The organism is Rhodococcus sp. ACS1 (assembly GCF_002300155.1).
Classification (GTDB): Bacteria; Actinomycetota; Actinomycetes; order Mycobacteriales; family Mycobacteriaceae; genus Rhodococcus_F; species Rhodococcus_F koreensis.
The window spans coordinates 511711-530018 of the sequence record NZ_NSDZ01000010.1 but is presented as its reverse complement, the minus strand read 5'-3'; the positions used below and the strand labels follow the sequence as shown (position 1 = coordinate 530018).

The following is an 18308-nucleotide window of genomic DNA, read 5'->3' as shown; positions in this document are numbered from 1 at the left end:
GAATGTCCGGCCGATCAAAACGAGCCGCGTGGCCAGGGCGTTCTGCGCCACAGCCGTCGCGGCTCGCGTCGTGTCGGACGTTCGGATCCCGATGGTCGTTTCCCCCGCTCCCCGGCTTACTTCTGGCTGTAGAAGCCGGTTTCCGCGATGCGGCGGCGCTCCTCGGCGGACACGTCGATGTCTGCAGGTGAGAGCAAGAACACCTTCGTGGCCACCTTGTCGAACGAACCACGCAGTGCGAACGCCAGGCCGGCGGCGAAATCCACGAGGCGCTTGGCGTCGGCGTTGCTCATCTCGACCAGGTCCATGATGACGGGGGTGCCGTCACGGAACCGCTCGCCGATGGTGCGGGCCTCCCCGTAGTCGCGGGGACGGAGCGTGGTGATCTTGGACAGAGGGCCACCTTCGTCGAAGAGGGGTCCGCGACGGCTCTCGACCCGGTCGGAGCGCGTGTCGACGGCGAGCGCGCCGCGGGTGCTGCCGCGCACAGCACCGCTCGCGCTCGGACGGGCCGACCGGACGGCCACGGGTTCGACCCGGGACGAGTGCCGGGGGCTCTCGTACCGGTCGAAGTCGTCGTCGAGGTCGTCCCGGCGACCGGGCGCGTAGGCGGCCTTGCTGAAGGCCGGTTCGGCGAAGTCACGGTCGTCACGGTCGAGGTACGGATCGCGTCCACTGTCGCGCGCCGGTCGAGCGGGCCTGCGCGCAGGTTCCGGCTCGTCCAGGTACTCGTCCTCGTAATCGTCGAGGGGAACCATGCCGAAGTAAGCCTTGAACTTGTGCAGACTGCTCATTGATCGACCTTCCTTGGCGCGGCGGACAGGATCCAACTGCGACCGGTCGCAGCGGTGTGGACGGGTTGGCGATCACCTGAGCGATCTATTTCGAGGTTATAGGCCTCGAACCCAACAGCGCGGTTCCGACACGCACGCAGGTGGACCCGTGTCGGACAGCGTGCTCGAGATCATTCGTCATGCCCGCCGAGAGTTCCGTCGCATCCGGATGGTCGCGCTGCAACCTCGCGTGTATGTTGTGCAGTTCCTCGAACGCCGCGTCCGGGTCGGCGTCGATCGGCGGAACCGCCATCAGTCCGCGGTACTCGAGCCCCGGCGACGACTGCACCTGCGCGGCAAGGCGATCGAGATCGGCGATCGCGGCGCCGCCACGCTGCGGGTCACCGTCCAGGCTGACCTGCAGCAGCACCCGCAGCGGCGCGGGCCGCTCCCCCGCCTCCAATGCGGTGGCCGCCGCGCGGCCGAGGGCGCCGACGAGTCGTTCGCTGTCCACCGAGTGGATCGCATACGCCCAGTGCGCGACGGCCTTCGCCTTGTTGCGCTGGAGATGCCCGATCATGTGCCACCGCACCGATGGGTCCGTCACCGCGGTGCGGAACTCCGCGATCTTGGCCGTGGCCTCCTGCTCTCGCGACTCCCCGAATTCACGGCAGCCGAGGTCGTACAGGATCCGCGCGTCCGATTCGGGGAAGAACTTCGTGACGGGCAGGAGCGAGACCTCCGACGGGTCGCGACCGGCGTCCCGGCACGCCGCGTCGAGCCGTGCGCGCACGGCGCCGAGCGCAGCCTCGATGTCCCCGACCCTGCTCATCGTTTCCACTCCCACACCGAATCTCTCGCCGGCATCGCCGGCAGTCGTCACACGCTGTCCTGCCCAGTATCCATCCAGATCACCGCCGCGAGCCGACCGGTCGGGGCCTGGCGGCGATGACTGAACAGCGTCTGGTCCTCGATGGTGCAGCGCGGATCCTCCGCCACGCCGGCGACACCCGCGTCGAGCAGTTGTTTCCGCAGACCCGCCCGCAGGTCCAGGCCGGGGGTCCCCTTGGCAGTGCGGACGGCGCTGCCGGGAAGGAACTTCTCGACGTCCGCCTGCATCGCCGCGGGCACCTCGTACTGCCTGCCGCTCGCCGCCGGACCCAGGAACGCGCCGATCCGGTCGATCCGCGCCCCCTGCTCCACCATGACGTCGAGCACCCGCGGAACGATGCCGATGCGGGCGCCGATCCGGCCGGCGTGGACGGCGGCGATCACCCCAGCCTCGTCGTCGGACAGCAGCACCGGGACGCAGTCGGCGCTGAGGGTCGCGAGCGCGAGCCCCCGCACCGTCGTCACCAGCGCGTCCGTCGCGGGCACCGGCGTATCGGTGGGCCCGTCGACGACGGTCACGTTGCGGCTGTGGATCTGCTCCATCCACACCAGGTGGTCGAACGGCACGCCGATCTCGCCCGCGAGCCGGCGCCGGTTCGCCTCCACCGCGGCCGGATCGTCGCCGACGTGATCACCGAGGTTGAACGTGTCGTACGGTGCGACGGAGTGTCCTCCGGCGCGGGTGGTGACGACCCGGCGAACCCTGAACTCGGGGGCGGTCGGCGAACTCAACGACGCATGAAGGAGGGCACGTCGACTTCGTCTTCACCCTCCTCGTCGGACACCGGCACCGCGCGGGACTGCCCGTTTCCGGGAAGCGGCGGCAGACTGCTCGGGCTCTGGTGCGAGCTGATCGTCTCGCGGGTCACCGACATCGGCTCGCTGTTCTGCTGCTCAACGGACTGTCCGACCTCGCCCGCCCGTCCGGCGCCGATGGCGCTGCGACCGGCGGCACCCGACTCGACCGGCCTGCGGGCGGGGGTGCCGCCGTCGAACCCGGCGGCGATGACGGTGACCCGCACTTCGTCGCCGAGGGAATCGTCGATGACGGTGCCGAAGATGATGTTGGCGTCGATGTGGGCGGCTTCCTGCACCAGCGACGCAGCCTCGTTGATCTCGAACAGACCGAGGTCGCTGCCACCGGCGATCGAGAGCAGCACGCCGCGCGCACCCTCCATCGACGCCTCGAGCAGCGGGGAGTTGATCGCCGATTCCGCGGCCTTGATGGCCCGGCCCTCGCCGCGCGAGGATCCGATGCCCATCAGCGCGCTACCCGCGCCGGACATGACTCCCTTGACGTCGGCGAAGTCGACGTTGATCAGTCCGGGGGTGGTGATGAGGTCGGTGATGCCCTGGACACCGTTGAGCAGGACCTCGTCGGCGCTGCGGAACGCGTCCATGAGGCTGACCGCGGCGTCGCCGAGCTGCAGGAGGCGGTCGTTGGGGATCACGATGAGGGTGTCGCACGATTCGCGCAGCGACTGGATGCCGGTGTCGGCCTGGCCGCCGCGGCGCTTGCCCTCGAAGGAGAAGGGGCGCGTGACGACGCCGACGGTGAGGGCGCCGAGCTTGCGCGCGATACTCGCCACGACCGGTGCGCCACCGGTGCCGGTGCCGCCGCCCTCGCCTGCGGTCACGAACACCATGTCGGCGCCCTTGAGGACTTCCTCGATCTCGTCCTTGTGATCTTCTGCGGCCTTGCGGCCGACTTCGGGATCCGCGCCGGCGCCGAGCCCGCGGGTGAGTTCCCGGCCGACGTCGAGCTTGACGTCGGCGTCACTCATCAGCAGTGCTTGCGCGTCGGTGTTGACGGCAATGAACTCGACTCCCTTGAGTCCCTGCTCGATCATCCGGTTGACTGCGTTCACGCCGCCGCCGCCGATGCCGACGACCTTTATTACGGCGAGGTAGTTGTGCGGGGGCGTCATCGGCTCTCGCCTTCCATGAGTGTGTATCACGCTTTCGTACAGATCAGCCCAGTCTGAAGCCTCAACCTCAACCATAGGGTTACGGTTATGTCAAGTGCTGCTCGACTAGAGCGAAACGCTATGCACCGTCATACGGATACGCCATTAGGCGCGCCGAGACGCGCCGAGTTATTTGACGAACTCGCCCGCAACTCTTTCGCATCCGAGTCACGGCCCCTCACCGCACCGTCGGCAGGTCGGGACTCGACACGTCGTACGTCTGCCCGGGCTGGGTGAGCAGCGGCAGGGTGACCGCGGCCTTGCGCTCGGACTTCTCCGTGCCGCCCCACACCACGATCCGGCCGTCGAGCAGTGTCACCGCGATATCCGAAATCGACTTCGCCGCAACCTGTCCCACCTGACCGCGCAGCTGGGGCGGCATCGACTCCAGCACCTCGATCGCCGCCTCCGTCGACGGGTCGCCCCACCCCGGCTTCTCCGTCACCAGTCGCGGCACCCCGGGCGGCGGCGGTGCGATCTCGTAATCCACGGCCTCCGCGTCGAGGAGATGGGTGCCGCCGGGGCTGTCGACGAACACGACGGGCACCCGCTCGGTTACCGTGACGCGGATGGTGGACGGGTACACCCGTTGCACGCGGGCGGACGCCACCTTCGGGATCGCGGCGACGCGCAGGGCCGCGCCCTCGGTGTCGACCCGGAGCAGCGGCTGCCCCTGCGGCACCGCCAGCGCCTGGCGAATCTGCTCCTCGGAAATCGACGTCGCCCCCGCGACGTCCGTCTGCCGCACCGACAGCAGCGGCGTGAACCACGCGACGAGACCGAGCGCCACGACCACGACGACGCCGACCACACCCATCACCGCAGGCCGCCGGTACCACGGACGCCGCGGCGTCTCCACCGCCGTGGACTTCCGTGCCGCCGAAGCCGATTCGCGGGTGCGCCGCGTGCCGGGGTCGGTGGCGATCGCGCTGCGCCGACGCGAGGACGTCCGGTCGCCCGCCGCGGCGCGTGCGCCGGACGTGCCCGGTTGCGGACTGCGCGCGGCGTCGCGGCGGACAGGGCGGTCCGGCCGCTCGGACCGGCCGCGGCGCTCCCGCGTCATCGCGACGGGTGGTGGTGCGGAGCCGCACGCAGAGCGTCGAGGATCTGGTTCCCGAGCATCGTCACGTCGCCGGCGCCCATGGTGATCACCACGTCACCGGGGGACGCGAGTCCCGCGACCTGACGCGGCGCCTGCGACAGGTCCGGCTGGTAGTGCACCGGCTTCGACACCGACAGCGCGACCAGGGCGCCGCTGACGCCCGGGAGCGGTTCTTCCCGCGCCCCGTACACGTCGAGGACCACGACCTCGTCGGCGAGGTCCAGTGCGTGCCCGAATTCCTCGGCGAATGTTGCTGTGCGGGAATACAGGTGCGGCTGGAAGACCACGATGACCTTGCCGCTGCGCACCGAGTCCTCGGATTCGCGGCGATCGGCCTCGTGGGGCTGGCGCACCAGATCGGCGGCGGCGCCGAGCACGGCACGCACCTCGGTCGGGTGGTGCGCGTAGTCGTCGAACACACGCACCCCGTGCTCGCGGCCGGTGAACTGGAACCGGCGGTGCACTCCCCCGAAACCGGCGATGCCCTCGAGGATTTCGTCCACGTCGGCGCCCGCCTCCATGGCGGCGAGGAGCGCGGCCAGCGCATTGAGCGCCATGTGCCTGCCGGGCACATTCATCCGGATCGTTCTCGGCGCCTGCTCCCCGGCCAGCTGGAACTGCAGTACCCCGCCGACGTCCCTGGCCTCGAAACTCAGCAGGCGCGCGCCGACCTCGACGCCGTCGATCGGAGCGAAGGCCCCGTCCGCATCCTCGGCGCTGCCGTAGCCGAGCACCCGCACCCCGGGCAGTCCCCGTGCCGCCACCCGCTGCGCGAGCGCCGCGGACCCCGGATCGTCGAGGCAGGCGACGAGCAGCCCGCCGTGCGAGAGCCGGGCCGCGAAATCGTCGAATACCTGGATGTAGGCCTCGGGGCTTCCGAAGTAGTCGAGGTGATCGGCCTCGACGTTGGTGACGACGACGACGTTCGGGTCGTACTGGAGCAGTGAACCGTCGCTCTCGTCGGCCTCGGCGACGAACACGTCGCCGCTGCCGTGGTGGGCGTTGGTTCCGGCCTCGTTGAGTTCGCCGCCGACCGCGAACGACGGATCGTACCCGCAGTGTTGCAGCGCCACCACCAGCATCGACGTGGTCGACGTCTTGCCGTGGGTGCCCGACACCAGCAGGGTGCGGTGCCCCTGCATCAGCGAGGCCAGCACCGCGGGCCGCAGGATCACGGGAATCCCGCGCCGGGCCGCCTCCACGAGTTCCGGGTTGTCCTTGGGGATGGCGGCGTGGGTGGTGACCACGACGGTCGGGCCGCCGGGCAGCAGGTCGAGTGCGGAGGCGTCGTGGCCGATGCGGACCTGCGCGCCGCGGGCACGCAACGCGAGGACGCCGCGGCTCTCCTTGGCGTCCGAACCGGACACCTGTCCACCCCTGGCCAGCAGGATCCTCGCGATTCCGGACATTCCGGCGCCGCCGATCCCGACCATGTGGACACGTTCCAACTGCGCGGGCAGGTCGGTCATCGGGTTCCCCTCGTCTGCGCGGCCACGTCGATCACGATGCGCGCAACCTCGGCGGCTGCGCTGCGGTGACCCGCGCCGGCCGCGCGTCGTCCCATGTCCTCGAGCTGTGCGGGGTCGCGCAGCAGGGGGATCACGGTCTCCGCGACGAATCCGGCGGACAGGTCTCCGTCGGCCACAATCATTCCACCTCCGGCGGCCACGACCGGCCGCGCGTTCAGTTCCTGCTCACCGTTGCCGTGTGGCAGCGGCACGTACACCGCGGGAAGGCCGACCGCCGACACCTCGGCAACCGTCATCGCACCCGACCGGCAGATCACGGCGTCCGCCGCCGAATAGGCGAGGTCCATCCGCGACAGGTAGGGAACGGCCACGTACGGCGGGCCGCCCGGGGTCGCGGGAACGTCGAGGGTGTTCTTCGGTCCGTGCGCGTGGAGGACGGCCACCCCGGCCGCCGCGAGCGACTCGGCCGCACCTGACACGGCCTCGTTCAGCGACCGCGCGCCCTGCGAACCGCCGAACACCAGCAGCACCGGGCCGTCGGCGGGGAGGCCGAAGTGTGCACGCGCCTCCGCGCGCAACGCGGCCCGGTCGAGACCGGTGATCGACGCCCGCACCGGGATACCGAGGATCTCGGCGTCCGAGCGCCCCCGTGCCGACACGCCCGAACCGGCGACCGCGGCCAGGACGCGGGCGGCGCGGCGGGCGCCGATCTTGTTCGCGATCCCGGCGCTGGCGTTCGCCTCGTGCACGACGATCGGGATGCGGCGCCGGCGGCGGAGCAGGCCGGGGCCTGCCGCGAGGTACGCGGGCAGCGCGACGTACCCGCCGAAACCGACGACGACGTCGGCATTGGTCGCGTCGAGCACCTCGCGGGTACGGCGCACCGACGCGCGCACGCGCCCGGGCAGCCGCAGCAGGTCGAGGGTGGGTTTACGGGGCAGCGGCACCGGCGGAACGAGTTCGAGCGGGTAGCCCCGCTCGGGAACCAGCGTGGTTTCGAGGCCACGCGCCGTGCCGAGAGCGGTCACCACCGCGGTGTCGTCGATCGCCTTGATCGCGTCGGCCACGGCCAGGGCCGGTTCGATGTGCCCGGCGGTACCACCGCCGGCCACGATCACCGACAGGGTGGGCTTGTCGCCGTTCACCTACGAAATCCTCGCTCTCCTGCTCGGCCACCCGAGCTTCGCTGTTGACGTGCACCGCGTTCGGGGGTGCGGCCCTTGCCGCGTTCGGGGCGGCCCTTCTCGTATGTGATGCTGCGGGTCCGCGGGGCCATCTCGCGACCGGCCCGGCGACGGGCCTCGGCCCGGCGCACCGCCTCTGCGCGCGCCGCGTCCGCCCGCACCGGTGAATACGCCTCCGGTTTGCGGAGCCGCAGCAGACGACCGAACGGGCCGTCCTGCCCGGAGTGCAGCGCCGCGACCGCCTCCGGTTCGTGCCGCGCCGCGTTGGCGACGAGACCGAACATGAACAGTGTGGTGGCCGTCGACGTTCCGCCCGCCGACACCAGCGGCAACTGCAGCCCGGTGACGGGGAGCAGCCCGATCACGTATCCCACGTTGATGAACGCCTGCCCGGTGATCCACACGGTCGCCGTTCCGGTGAGCAACCGGAGGAACGGGTCGGCGGATCGGGCCGCGATGCGCAGGCCCGTGTACACGAACAGCCCGAACAGGCCGAGGACCGCGGCGCCGCCGAGGTATCCGAGTTCCTCGCCGATGATCGCGAAGATGAAGTCGTTGTGCGCGTTCGGCAGGTAGCTCCACTTCGCGCGGCTCTGCCCGAGCCCGCGGCCGAGGATCCCGCCGTCCGCGAGCGAGTACATCGCCTGCCGCGACTGGTATCCGATGCCCTGCGGGTCGGAGCCGGGGTTGAGGAACTCGCGCACGCGAGCGGACCGGTAGCCGGCGGTGAGCGCGAGGATCACGATTCCGGCGACGCCGGTGCCGACGATGGCGACGAACAGCTTCAGCGGCAGTCCCGCGAACCACAGCAGCGCCATCAGGATGATGGCCAGCGAGACCGTCGTGCCGAGATCGGGCTGCAGGATGATCAGGACGAACGCGATGAGAGCGGCCGGAACCAGCGGCACCAGCATGTCGCGGACGCTGGAGATGTCGCTGCGGCGCGACGCCAGGATGTGCGCACCCCATACCGCCAGCGCGATCTTGGTGAGCTCGGCGGGCTGCAACGAGAATCCGGCGACCACGAACCAGCCACGCGTGCCCTGGGACACGGTGCCGATCCCGGGGATGAGGACCAGGACCAGCAGGATGATCGTGACCGCGAACGCCGGGAACGACAGGGCACGCATCACCCGGACGGGGATCTGCAGCGCCGCGTAGAACAGGCCGAGTCCGAGAGCCGCGAACAGCGCCTGCCGGGTGAAGAGGGTGTAGGCCGAGCCGTCGGAGGCGTAGGCCTCGACACTCGACGACGACAGCACCATCACCAGGCCGAGGACCGTCAGCAGAAACGCGATGGTCACGACGAGGTGGAACGACGCCAGCGGCCGCGACAGCCACGCCCCGATCCGGGTGCGCGGGCTGCGGGGAGGGGCCGCCCGCGTGCGCGGACTCGACGGTGCGCGCTTGGCCACCCCGGGTGCGGCGGCGGTGCGGGCCGGGGACCGCTGTCCTTCGGGGACGCGGCGGGTGCGGGCTCCGGCGGAGGTCATCGCGGTGTCCTGGAGATGTCCGACTCGTCGAGCCTGCCGACGGCGTCCGCGAAGCTGCGCCCCCGGTGACCGTAACTGTCGAACATGTCGAGCGACGCCGCCGCGGGCGCCAGGACGACGGCATCGCCTGCCGTTGCCAGCGCAGCCGCCTCGCGCACGACGACGCCCATCACAGCGTCGCTGTCGGTGTCCGCCGGCAGCACCACCCGGTGCATCGCGGTCTGCGGGACTGCACTCACACCTGCATCGTCTCCCGTTTCCACGGTGACCACGGGAACCTCGGGGGCGTGTCGCGCAAGCGACTCTGCGATCTGCCTCGCATCGCGGCCCAGCAGGACGGCGCCCGCGAGGCGGCCGGCCACCTCCCGGACGAGGTCGTCGACCCGCGCACCCTTCAGCAGACCGCCGGCGATCCACACCACCCGGTCGTGGGCGAGGATCGACGGGCGGGCGGCGTGCGGGTTGGTCGCCTTGGAGTCGTCGACGAACGTCACTCCCCCAACGTCGGCGACGTGCGCCGCCCGGTGCGGGCCCACCACGTGGGCGGCCAGGCCTGCTGCGACGGCGGCAGGCGGAACCCCGATCGCCCGGGCGAGAGCCGCCGCTGCCAGCGCATCCATCAGTCCGGCGGGCCCGGGTGGGGTGATCCCGTCGGCCGGGGCCAGCCGCTCGCCCTCCGCGAACGCGCGATCGACGAGATAGCCGTCCTCGACGCCCAGTTCGCCCGGCGCGGGCACCCCCAGCCGGAAACCCAGGGTGCGCGCTGCGAGGGACGAGGAGAAGAGAGAGGACGCGACTTCGTCGTCGAGACCGAGCACCGCGACCTCACCGGTCAGGGCGCGGGCCTTCGCGTCGATGTACGGCTGCATGCCGCCGTGCCAGTCCAGGTGATCCTCGGCGATGTTGAGGATCGCGCCCGCAGTCGGCCGGACCGACGGCGCCCAGTGCAGCTGGAACGACGACAGTTCGACGGCCAGCACGTCCGCCCGCGGTTCGGTCTGCCGCAGTGCGTTGAGCACCGGGAGCCCGATGTTGCCGCAGGCCAGGCTCGGCAACCCGGCCGCCTCGAGAACGGAGTGCAGCATGGAGGTCGTCGTGGTCTTGCCGTTGGTGCCGGTGACCACCAGCCACCGCCGCGGCGGGCCGTAGAGCCCGGCCCGGTCCACGTGCCACGAGAATTCGATGTCGCCCCAGATCGGCACCCCGTCCCCGGCGGCGACCGAGAGCAGCGGCGCGTCCGGGCGGAAACCCGGACTCGTCACGACCAGCGCGAACTCGGCGACCCGCTCCCGCTCGGCGAGCAGATCGTCGATCGGGACGGTCGCCGCCCCCAGCCGTGCGCATTCGGCGAGGGCGTCGACGTTCGAGTCGGTGACGGTGACGTGGGCCCCGAGGTCACGAAGAGGTTCGATGGTGGCGCGGCCGGACACACCCGCACCGGCGACGAGGACACTGCGGCCCCGCAACCAGTCGAGCCCGCCGTGTTCCTCTGTCACGGCGTCAGCCCCCGATCGCTGCCAGGTACTCGCTGTAGAACAGCGCGAGCCCGATCGCGGAGGCGATGGCGGCCAGCAACCAGAAACGGATGATCACCGTGGTTTCCGCCCACCCGGCGAGTTCGAAGTGGTGATGGAACGGGGCCATCCGGAACACGCGTCTTCGGCTCGACCTAAACACCGCGACCTGGATCACCACCGACGCCGCCTCGGCGACGAACAGCGCGCCGATCACGACCATCAGCAGTTCGGTGCGCGTCGTGATCGACAGTCCGGCGAGCATGCCGCCGAGTGCCAGCGAACCGGTGTCGCCCATGAAGATCTTGGCGGGCGCGGCGTTCCACCAGAGGAATCCGATGCACGCACCGGCGCCGGCCGCGCAGATCAGGGCCAGATCGAGCGGGTCGCGGACGTCGTAGCAGCCCTTGCCGGGGCTCGTCTCGCACGCGTTGCGGTACTGCCAGAACGTAATGATCACGTATGCGCCGAGCACCAGGCTCATGGAACCGGCGGCGAGCCCGTCGAGGCCGTCGGTGAGGTTGACCGCGTTCGACCACGCGCTCACCAGCAGGTAGCAGAACGCCACGAATACGACGGAGCCCATCGTGACCGTCGCGATGTCGCGCACATAGGACAGGTGCTCGCTGCCTGGGGTGAGGTCGTTCGCACCGCGGAACTGCAGCGCGAGGATGCCGAACGCCACCGCCGCGATGAGCTGTCCGACGAGTTTCGCCGTCTTGTTCAGCCCCAGGTTGCGCTGCTTGCGGATCTTGATGAAGTCGTCGAGGAACCCGACGCCGCCGAGCGCCGTCGTGAGACCGAGCACGAGGAGTCCCGACGCCGACGGCCCGTCCGCGTCGTACCCGATGCCGATCATGTGCGAACCCCAGTAGCCCGCCCACAGTCCGGCGAGGATGGCGACGCCACCCATCGTCGGCGTGCCGCGCTTCGACTGGTGACTCGCCGGACCTTCGACGCGGATCTCCTGGCCGAACCCCTGACGGGAGAAGGCCTTGATGAGAACGGGGGTCAGCAGAATCGAGACGGCGAGCGCGATGCCCGCCGCAAAGAGGATCTGTCTCACCGCGTAGCCTCCGAACCCTTCTGTCCCGTGCTTCCCGCCAACACCGTGTCCGCGACCTCCCACAATCCGATGGACTGCGACGCCTTGACCAGCACCAGATCTCCCGGCGCCAGTTCCTTCTCGAGCAGTGCGACCGCACCGGCGATGTCGGGGACGAGGATCGACTCCTCACCCCACGAACCTTCCATGACCGCACCCTGGTGCATGGCCCGGGCGGGCCTGCCGGTTCCGACGACGATCAGCCTGCTGACATCGAGCCGGACCGCGAATCTGCCGATGGCGTCGTGTTCGACCACTGATTCTGGACCCAGCTCGGCCATTTCTCCGAGCACCGCCCAACTCCGGCGCGCCGCTCCCCGGCCCGACCTGGCCATCGACACCAGCGCTTTGAGGGCGGCCCGCATCGAGTCGGGGTTCGCGTTGTACGAATCGTTGACGACGGTCACACCGTCCGGCCGGTCGCGGACGTCCATCCGGCGCCCCGAGACGGCGGCGGCGCCGGAGAGCGCCTGCGCGATCTGGTCGAGGTGCGCACCGCATTCGAGCGCCACCGCGGCTGCTGCGAGTGCGTTTCCGACCTGGTGCTCACCGTGCACGGCGAGTTCGACGGGAGCGCTGCCCGCCGTCGTCGTGAGAGTGAAACGCGCCCTTGCCCTCTCGTCGAGCACGATGTCGGTGGCCCGCACGTGCGCGGATTCCGAGCGGCCGACGAGCACCACCCGCGCCGACGTGCGCGGGGCCATGGCCACCACCAGCGGATCGTCCGCGTTGAGGATCGCGACTCCACCGTCCTCCGCCGAGGGCAGCGACTCCGGGAGTTCGCCCTTGGCCGCGGCGATCGCGTCCCGCGAACCGAATTCGCCGAGGTGCGCCGTTCCCACGTTGAGGACCACCCCGATTTTCGGGGGCGCGATCGCGGCGAGAGAGGCGATGTGGCCGCGGTCCCGGGCCGACATCTCCAGAACCAGGAATCCCGTTTCGGCGTCCGCGCGCAGCGCGGTCCACGGGTGGCCGAGTTCGTTGTTGAACGATCCGGGCGGCGCGACGACGGGACCGAGGGGCCGCAGGACGGCGGCGAGCAGATCCTTCGTCGACGTCTTGCCTGCCGAGCCGGTGACGCCGACGACGGTGAGCCCCTTCGCGGTGAGGTCGTCGACGGATGCGCGCGCGAGCTTCGCGAGGGCCGCGAGTACGGCGGCGCCCGATCCGTCGGTGTCGTGTTCGAGCGCCATCGCCTTGCTCGGGCCTGCCCCGGGCGTCGGGGTGACCACCACGGCGGGGACCCCGACCGGGCGCGCGGCCAGGACCGCGACCGCACCGGCCTCGATCGCCGCTGCCGCGTGATCGTGTCCGTCGACGCGGGCGCCGGGCAGGGCGAGGAACAATCCGCCGCCGGCGACCTTGCGCGAGTCGAATTCGACCGTTCCCGTCACCTCGGCCGACGGGTCGGCGACATCGTGCAGTTCGCCGCCCACGATCTCGGCGATCCGAGCGAGTGTCATCGGGATCATCGCGTTCCTCCGACCTGTCGCTCGATCGCGTCGCCCAGTACGTCGCGGTCGTCAAATGGGTACTTCACCCCGTGTATCTCCTGACCGATCTCGTGTCCCTTGCCTGCGACCAGAACCACGTCGCCTGCCTGCGCCCAGCCGACGGCGTCGGCGATCGCCTTCGCTCGGTCCGCTACTTCCCACACCTGTCCCCGCTCGGACTCGGGCACCCCGAGGGCGCCCTCGCGGATCGCGGCCCTGATCTTCGCCGGATCCTCGGTACGCGGGTTGTCGTCCGTGATGATCAGCAGGTCGGCTCCCCGCGCGGCCGCGGCGCCCATCAGGGGCCGCTTACCCGCGTCGCGATCGCCCCCGGCACCCACGACGACGGCGACGCGGCCGCGGACCTGCTCGCGCAGCGTCGCGATCACGGCCTCCACCGCGGCGGGCTTGTGCGCGTAGTCGACGACGGCGAGAAAATCCTGCCCCCGGTCGATCCGCTGCACCCGGCCCGGCACGTCGACCCCGGCGATACCGGCGACGGCGTCGCGCGGATCGACGCCCAGCGCGGCGCACAACGCGACGGCGAGCGAAGCGTTCGCGACGTTGTACTGCCCCGGCATCCGGAGTTCCACGTCGAGCGCCGTGCCCTCGGCGGTGGTGAGCGCGAACGTCTGCGAGCCGGATGCCGACACCGTCGCCGGGCCCGCCGTCCACACCGCGCCGTCGGTCACCGGCGTCGTCGCGACCGTCGTCACGATCGAGTGGGCGCCGCGCGCGACCTCGGCCATCCGCCGGCCCCACACGTCGTCGACGCAGATGACGGCGTACTGCGCGTGCACGGACGAGTCGGCCGCGAAGAGCCGCGCCTTGGCGGCGAAGTAGTCCTCGAAGTCGCGGTGGAAGTCCAGGTGGTCCTGGGAGAGGTTGGTGAACGCGCCCACGTCGAAGCGGACTCCGTCGACGCGGCCGAGGGACAGCGCGTGGCTGGACACCTCCATGACGACGGTGTCGATCCCCTGCTCGAGCATCACGGCGAACAGCGCGTGGAGTTGCGGCGCCTCGGGGGTCGTCAGGGCGCTCGGCACCCGGCGGCCGCTCATCCGGGTCTCGATCGTGCCCACGAGACCCGTCGTCCGGCCTGCCGCGTTGAGGGCGCCTTCGACGAGATACGAGGTGGTGGTCTTCCCCGACGTCCCCGTGATGCCGATGACCTGCATCTTCTCCGAGGGGCGACCGTAGATGGTGGCCGACAGCTCACCGAGCACGCCGCGCGGGTCGTCGTGGACGAGCACCGGAGCGTCGGTGCCCAGTGCGGACACCAGCGCGAATCCGGCCTCGTCGGTGAGGATCGCGGTGGCTCCGCGTCCGAGAGCGTCGGCGGCGAACTCCGCGCCGTGCGCGCGGGCCCCGGGAAGGGCTGCGAACAGATCGCCCTCCATGATCCCCTGGGCGCGCAGGTCCACCCCGGTGACGATCACGTGCTCGGCGGTTCCGGTGGGTGCCTCGACCCTCGCTCCGGCGAGCGCGGCCAGAGCGCTCACCGTGGTACGGACCGGCTGGGCGGGGCGAAGACCGTCTGTGACCTTCGCCTCCACTGACGCCGACTGCGGGCGGGACGGAACAGGCACCGGGCTCCTCTCGGATGTCGACTCTCACGGACAACGGCGTAGTGCACGGATCGATACAGCGTGCTACCTCGGCAGTTCCCTGCGTTCACGGCAAATGCGCGTGTCCACTGAACGGCCGACGTGTCAGATTACCGCGAGCGCTCCCGGAACCCGATTCGGCCGACCTTCGCTCAATCGGCCTGCAGCACCAGCCTGCGTCCGGGGTCCGGGGACATCGGCACGCTGTCGCGCTGCAACATCCAGGACGCGATGTTGTGGAACAGCGGGGCAGCAGACTGCCCACCGGAGCCGTCCGCACTGCGTGTCGGCGCATTGAGCATGATTCCGACGACGTACCGCGGATTGTCGGCCGGAGCGATCCCGGCGAACGTGATCCAGTAGTTCGAGTTCGAGTAGCACTTGCACGCGGGATCGACCTGCTGGGCGGTGCCCGTCTTGCCGCTGATCTGGTACCCGTCGACGGCGGCCTGCACCCCGGTGCCGCGCTGGTTGCCCGTGTCGTTCTGGGTGACGGACCGGAACATGTCGCGGACGGTGGCCGCGGTCTGCGGGCTGACGACCGTCACCTCCTCCGGCGCCTCCGTCTCGGTCCGGTTGCCGGACGCGTCGACCGTCGCCTTGACGATGCGCGGCGGGATGCGGACACCGTCGTTGGCGATCGCCTGGTACATGCCGGTCATCTGCAGCAGGGTCATCGACAGGCCCTGTCCGATCGGAAGGTTCGCGAACGTGCCCCCCGACCACTGGTCCCGGCTGGGGACGCTGCCCGCGCTCTCACCGGGAAGCCCGACGTCGGTGCGCTGGCCGAGACCGAACCTGGACAGCATGTCCGCGTAACGGTCCTCCCCCACGCGCTGGGCGAGCATCAGGGTGCCCACGTTCGAGGACTTACCGAACACGCCCGTGGCCGTGTACGGCGCGACCCCGTGGTCCCACGCGTCCTTCACCGACACACCCGACATCTGAATGCTGCCGGGAACCTCGAGAACCTCGTCAGGTGAGGTCAGCCCGTACTCGATCGCGGCCGCCGCGGTGACGATCTTGTTGACGGATCCCGGCTCGAACGGCGTGCTCACCGGCAGGTTGCCCATCTCCACCGTTCGCGGGTTGTTGCCGACCCCGATCGCGGGATTGAACGTGCTGTCGTTCGACATCGCGAGCACCTCACCGGTGTGGGAGTCGAGCACGACCGCCGACGCGTCCTTCGCGCCGGACTTGTCCTTGGCCATCTGAACCTGCTGCTGTACGTAGTACTGCAGGTCGGAGTCGATGGTGAGCTCGACGCTCGATCCGTCCACCGCCGGTTGCTTGTCACGCCAGCTGCCGGGAATCACCGCGCCGTCGGAGCCCCTGTCGTACGTCTGGGAGCCGTCGGTGCCGGCGAGGGTGGAGTCGAGCGAATCCTCGAGGCCGAGCAGTCCGTGACCGTCCCAGCCGGTGGCGCCGACGAGGTTGGCGGCAAGGGACCCGCCCGGGTACTCGCGGATGTCCTGGCGTTCGAGGCCGACCTCCGGGAACTTGTCGCTGATCTGCGCGGCGATGTTCGGGTCGACGCTGCGCGCCAGATAGACGAACGTCTCGTCGCCGTGCAGTTTCTCCTTCAGATCCTTCTCCGGTGCGGCGTCGCCGAGCCGGTCGTGGATCTCCTTCGCGATCGCGTCGAGTCGCGAATCGACGTCGGGGGCGGTATCGCTCTTGGCCTTCGCCTCCTCGAGTTCCTTGCGCACCCGCGTGGGCTGAAACGTCAGCGCCTTCGCTTCCATCGTGAAGGCGATGGGATTGGTGTTGCGGTCGGTGATCGACCCGCGCAGCGCCGGATCCACCTCGGTGGTCGTGCGCTGGTTCGCCGCCTCCGCGGACAGTTGCGGTGCGTCGATGACCTGGATCCACAGAAGCTGCACGGCGGCGAGGCCGAGCGCCAAGAACATCAGTCCGCGCCCGATCCGTTGCCTGAACGGAAATGACGCGCTCCCGGCGCCCGCAGGGCGCCGGGGACGATTTCTCGGTGCGCTTCGACTCACCGGCGACCACCGGAGGGTGGAGCAGTCGTCGGTGCGGCGGCCGAAGGGATCACGGGAACCAATTGTTCACCTTGCGCCTGGATCTCCGTGCCATTGCCGGGCTGCGGCGTGGCGCGCGGAGACTGCGTGGTGCTCCCTCGATTCGGGGCGGTAGCCACGGAGTTGCCACGCTGGGTGTTCGGGGCGGCCGCGTCGAGTGGAGGCACGGGCGCACCCGACGCCGGGGCCGGTTTTCCGACGACCTCGACGCTGCCGTCGGGGTGGACGACGAGCCGAGCCGGGTCGTTCGCGGGGACCATGCCGAGCTTGGCCGCTTCCTCCGCCAGTTTCGGGGCGGAGTTGGCGGTCTCGACGTCACGCTGGAGCGCCGCCTTCTCCTCCGCGAGCGACTGGTTGTGCGCGCGGGCGGCGCTCAGCTGGTACGAGTCCTCCGCGGACCGGGTCGTGAGCAGCAGTGTGACGGCCAGGCCCGTCGCGAGCAGAACGAGGATCGTCGCCACGAACGGAATGCGGGCGGTGAGCGTGCCGGTGCGGTTCTTGCCGGAGACGGCGATCGCGGATCCGTTGTGCACGGCCGCGCGCTGGGTGCGCTTCTTGTACGCCCGCTCAGCCGCGCCCGACCGGTTGTCCGCCCGCGCGGGCCGAATCTCGGTGGAACTCACCTGAACCGTCATGCCGCCGACCTCCTGGCAATTCTTTCTGCAGCGCGCAACCGCACCGGGGCTGATCGTGGGTTCTCTTCGATTTCCTGCTCGGACGCGCGCTCCGCCCCTCGTGTGAGGATCCGGAACTCCGGTCCCATCCCCGGTAATTCGACGGGAAGCCCCTCCGGGCTCTTCGACTTGGACCTGGGGGTGATTTCCTGCTTGACGACCCGGTCTTCCAGGGATTGGTACGACATGAACACGACGCGTCCCCCGACGGTCAACGCGTCGAGTGCAGCCGGTACCGCGGCGCGCAGTGAATCGAGCTCGCCGTTGACCTCCACTCGAAGGGCCTGGAACGTCCGCTTCGCCGGATGTCCCCCGGTACGGCGGGTCGCCGCAGGAATGGTGCGGTACAGCAGTTCGACCAGCGGTGCGCTGGTCGTGAACGGCTCCTTCGCGCGTTGCCGGACCACCTCGGACGCGATCTTGCCCGCGAAGCGCTCCTCGCCGTACGTGCTGAGGATGCGAGCGAGATCTCCGTGGCTGTACGTGTTGAGGACCTCGGCCGCGGTGATGCCGGTGGTCGGGTCCATCCGCATGTCCAGGGGCGCGTCGATCGAATACGCGAACCCGCGATCCGATTCGTCGAGCTGCATCGAGGAGACACCGAGGTCGAAGAGGATGCCGTGCACCGACTCCCGCGCGGAGAGACCCGCCTGGGTGAGCGCATCCTCGATGCCGTCGTAGCGGGTGTGCACGAACGTGATCCGGTCCGCGAACGGGGCGAGCCGGCCGCCGGCGATCTCCAGTGCGTGCGGATCACGGTCGAGGGCGACGAGCCTCAGCTGGGGGTAGGTCCGCAGGAAGTGCTCGGAATGCCCGCCGAGGCCGAGGGTCGCGTCGATCATCACGGCGCCCCCGCCTTGCGGGTCGTTCGCGGTGAGAGCGGGGCCCAGCAGTTCGTCTGCGCGGTGAAGCAGTACCGGGATGTGACCGAAACCATCGGCGGGCGAGGAATCTTCCCCCTCGTGATCCACCATGATCCCTCCGGCTCCTGCTC

Annotated in this window: 15 protein-coding genes; all 15 read right to left on the bottom strand. The window is 70.2% G+C overall.

The features are described 5' to 3' along the window. Positions 1-116: 116 nt before the first annotated feature. The 15 genes from CJ179_RS40835 to rsmH all read right to left on the bottom strand — a co-directional run bounded on the left by CJ179_RS40835 (position 117) and on the right by rsmH (position 18288). Complete coding sequence (locus CJ179_RS40835; RefSeq protein WP_072945350.1) at positions 117-794, bottom strand: cell division protein SepF; 678 nt, start codon at positions 792-794, stop codon at positions 117-119. An 85-nt stretch (positions 795-879) separates the two neighbouring features. Next, a complete protein-coding gene (locus tag CJ179_RS40830) occupies positions 880-1605 on the bottom strand; it encodes a YggS family pyridoxal phosphate-dependent enzyme (RefSeq protein ID WP_179377869.1) in 726 nt (241 codons plus the stop codon). Between the two features lie 47 nt (positions 1606-1652). After that, positions 1653-2396 carry a peptidoglycan editing factor PgeF gene (gene pgeF / locus CJ179_RS40825; RefSeq protein WP_072945353.1) on the bottom strand — a complete coding sequence of 248 codons (744 nt, stop codon included), beginning with the start codon at positions 2394-2396 and terminating at the stop codon, positions 1653-1655. Further along, complete coding sequence (gene ftsZ, locus CJ179_RS40820; protein WP_072945355.1) at positions 2393-3592, bottom strand: cell division protein FtsZ; 1200 nt, start codon at positions 3590-3592, stop codon at positions 2393-2395. Before ftsZ ends, pgeF begins: the two co-directional genes overlap by 4 nt. Positions 3593-3809: 217 nt before the next feature. Beyond that, positions 3810-4694, bottom strand: coding sequence for a cell division protein FtsQ/DivIB (locus CJ179_RS40815; RefSeq protein WP_244163771.1), 885 nt, complete (start codon positions 4692-4694; stop codon positions 3810-3812). Next, entirely contained in the window at positions 4691-6202 is a 1512-nt protein-coding gene (gene murC, locus CJ179_RS40810; protein WP_072945358.1) for a UDP-N-acetylmuramate--L-alanine ligase, read from the bottom strand. Before murC ends, CJ179_RS40815 begins: the two co-directional genes overlap by 4 nt. Next, positions 6199-7347, bottom strand: coding sequence for an undecaprenyldiphospho-muramoylpentapeptide beta-N-acetylglucosaminyltransferase (gene murG, locus CJ179_RS40805; RefSeq protein ID WP_072945360.1), 1149 nt, complete (start codon positions 7345-7347; stop codon positions 6199-6201). Before murG ends, murC begins: the two co-directional genes overlap by 4 nt. Next, positions 7344-8879: a putative lipid II flippase FtsW gene (gene ftsW / locus CJ179_RS40800; protein ID WP_072945361.1), complete on the bottom strand. Its 1536-nt coding sequence runs from the start codon at positions 8877-8879 to the stop codon at positions 7344-7346. The genes murG and ftsW overlap by 4 nt, the downstream gene beginning before the upstream one ends. Beyond that, entirely contained in the window at positions 8876-10375 is a 1500-nt protein-coding gene (gene murD, locus CJ179_RS40795; protein ID WP_072945363.1) for a UDP-N-acetylmuramoyl-L-alanine--D-glutamate ligase, read from the bottom strand. The genes ftsW and murD overlap by 4 nt, the downstream gene beginning before the upstream one ends. A gap of 4 nt (positions 10376-10379) precedes the next feature. Then, a complete protein-coding gene (gene mraY / locus CJ179_RS40790) occupies positions 10380-11459 on the bottom strand; it encodes a phospho-N-acetylmuramoyl-pentapeptide-transferase (protein ID WP_072945365.1) in 1080 nt (359 codons plus the stop codon). Next, positions 11456-12970: a UDP-N-acetylmuramoyl-tripeptide--D-alanyl-D-alanine ligase gene (murF, locus tag CJ179_RS40785; protein ID WP_095865244.1), complete on the bottom strand. Its 1515-nt coding sequence runs from the start codon at positions 12968-12970 to the stop codon at positions 11456-11458. The genes mraY and murF overlap by 4 nt, the downstream gene beginning before the upstream one ends. Then, on the bottom strand, positions 12967-14580 hold the full coding sequence (locus CJ179_RS40780; protein WP_095865243.1) for a UDP-N-acetylmuramoyl-L-alanyl-D-glutamate--2,6-diaminopimelate ligase: 1614 nt from the start codon (positions 14578-14580) through the stop codon (positions 12967-12969). Before CJ179_RS40780 ends, murF begins: the two co-directional genes overlap by 4 nt. A gap of 170 nt (positions 14581-14750) precedes the next feature. Further along, complete coding sequence (locus tag CJ179_RS40775; RefSeq protein ID WP_095865242.1) at positions 14751-16601, bottom strand: penicillin-binding protein 2; 1851 nt, start codon at positions 16599-16601, stop codon at positions 14751-14753. Beyond that, the gene (locus tag CJ179_RS40770; protein ID WP_072945373.1) at positions 16598-17275 is read right to left on the bottom strand and encodes a hypothetical protein; all 678 of its coding nucleotides are present in this window, start codon (positions 17273-17275) and stop codon (positions 16598-16600) included. Before CJ179_RS40770 ends, CJ179_RS40775 begins: the two co-directional genes overlap by 4 nt. After that, a complete protein-coding gene (gene rsmH / locus CJ179_RS40765) occupies positions 17272-18288 on the bottom strand; it encodes a 16S rRNA (cytosine(1402)-N(4))-methyltransferase RsmH (RefSeq protein ID WP_072945375.1) in 1017 nt (338 codons plus the stop codon). The genes CJ179_RS40770 and rsmH overlap by 4 nt, the downstream gene beginning before the upstream one ends. Positions 18289-18308 lie beyond the last annotated feature (20 nt).

Bases quoted from the DNA above. Each gene is read 5' to 3' on its own strand.
- murF (WP_095865244.1), bottom strand. From the start codon at position 12,970: ATGATCCCGATGACACTCGCTCGGATCGCCGAGATCGTGGGCGGCGAA.
- murC (WP_072945358.1), bottom strand. From the start codon at position 6,202: ATGACCGACCTGCCCGCGCAGTTGGAACGTGTCCACATGGTCGGGATC.
- CJ179_RS40830 (WP_179377869.1), bottom strand. From the start codon at position 1,605: ATGAGCAGGGTCGGGGACATCGAGGCTGCGCTCGGCGCCGTGCGCGCA.
- CJ179_RS40835 (WP_072945350.1), bottom strand. From the start codon at position 794: ATGAGCAGTCTGCACAAGTTCAAGGCTTACTTCGGCATGGTTCCCCTC.
- rsmH (WP_072945375.1), bottom strand. From the start codon at position 18,288: ATGGTGGATCACGAGGGGGAAGATTCCTCGCCCGCCGATGGTTTCGGT.
- ftsZ (WP_072945355.1), bottom strand. From the start codon at position 3,592: ATGACGCCCCCGCACAACTACCTCGCCGTAATAAAGGTCGTCGGCATC.
- CJ179_RS40815 (WP_244163771.1), bottom strand. From the start codon at position 4,694: ATGACGCGGGAGCGCCGCGGCCGGTCCGAGCGGCCGGACCGCCCTGTC.
- CJ179_RS40770 (WP_072945373.1), bottom strand. From the start codon at position 17,275: ATGACGGTTCAGGTGAGTTCCACCGAGATTCGGCCCGCGCGGGCGGAC.
- ftsW (WP_072945361.1), bottom strand. From the start codon at position 8,879: ATGACCTCCGCCGGAGCCCGCACCCGCCGCGTCCCCGAAGGACAGCGG.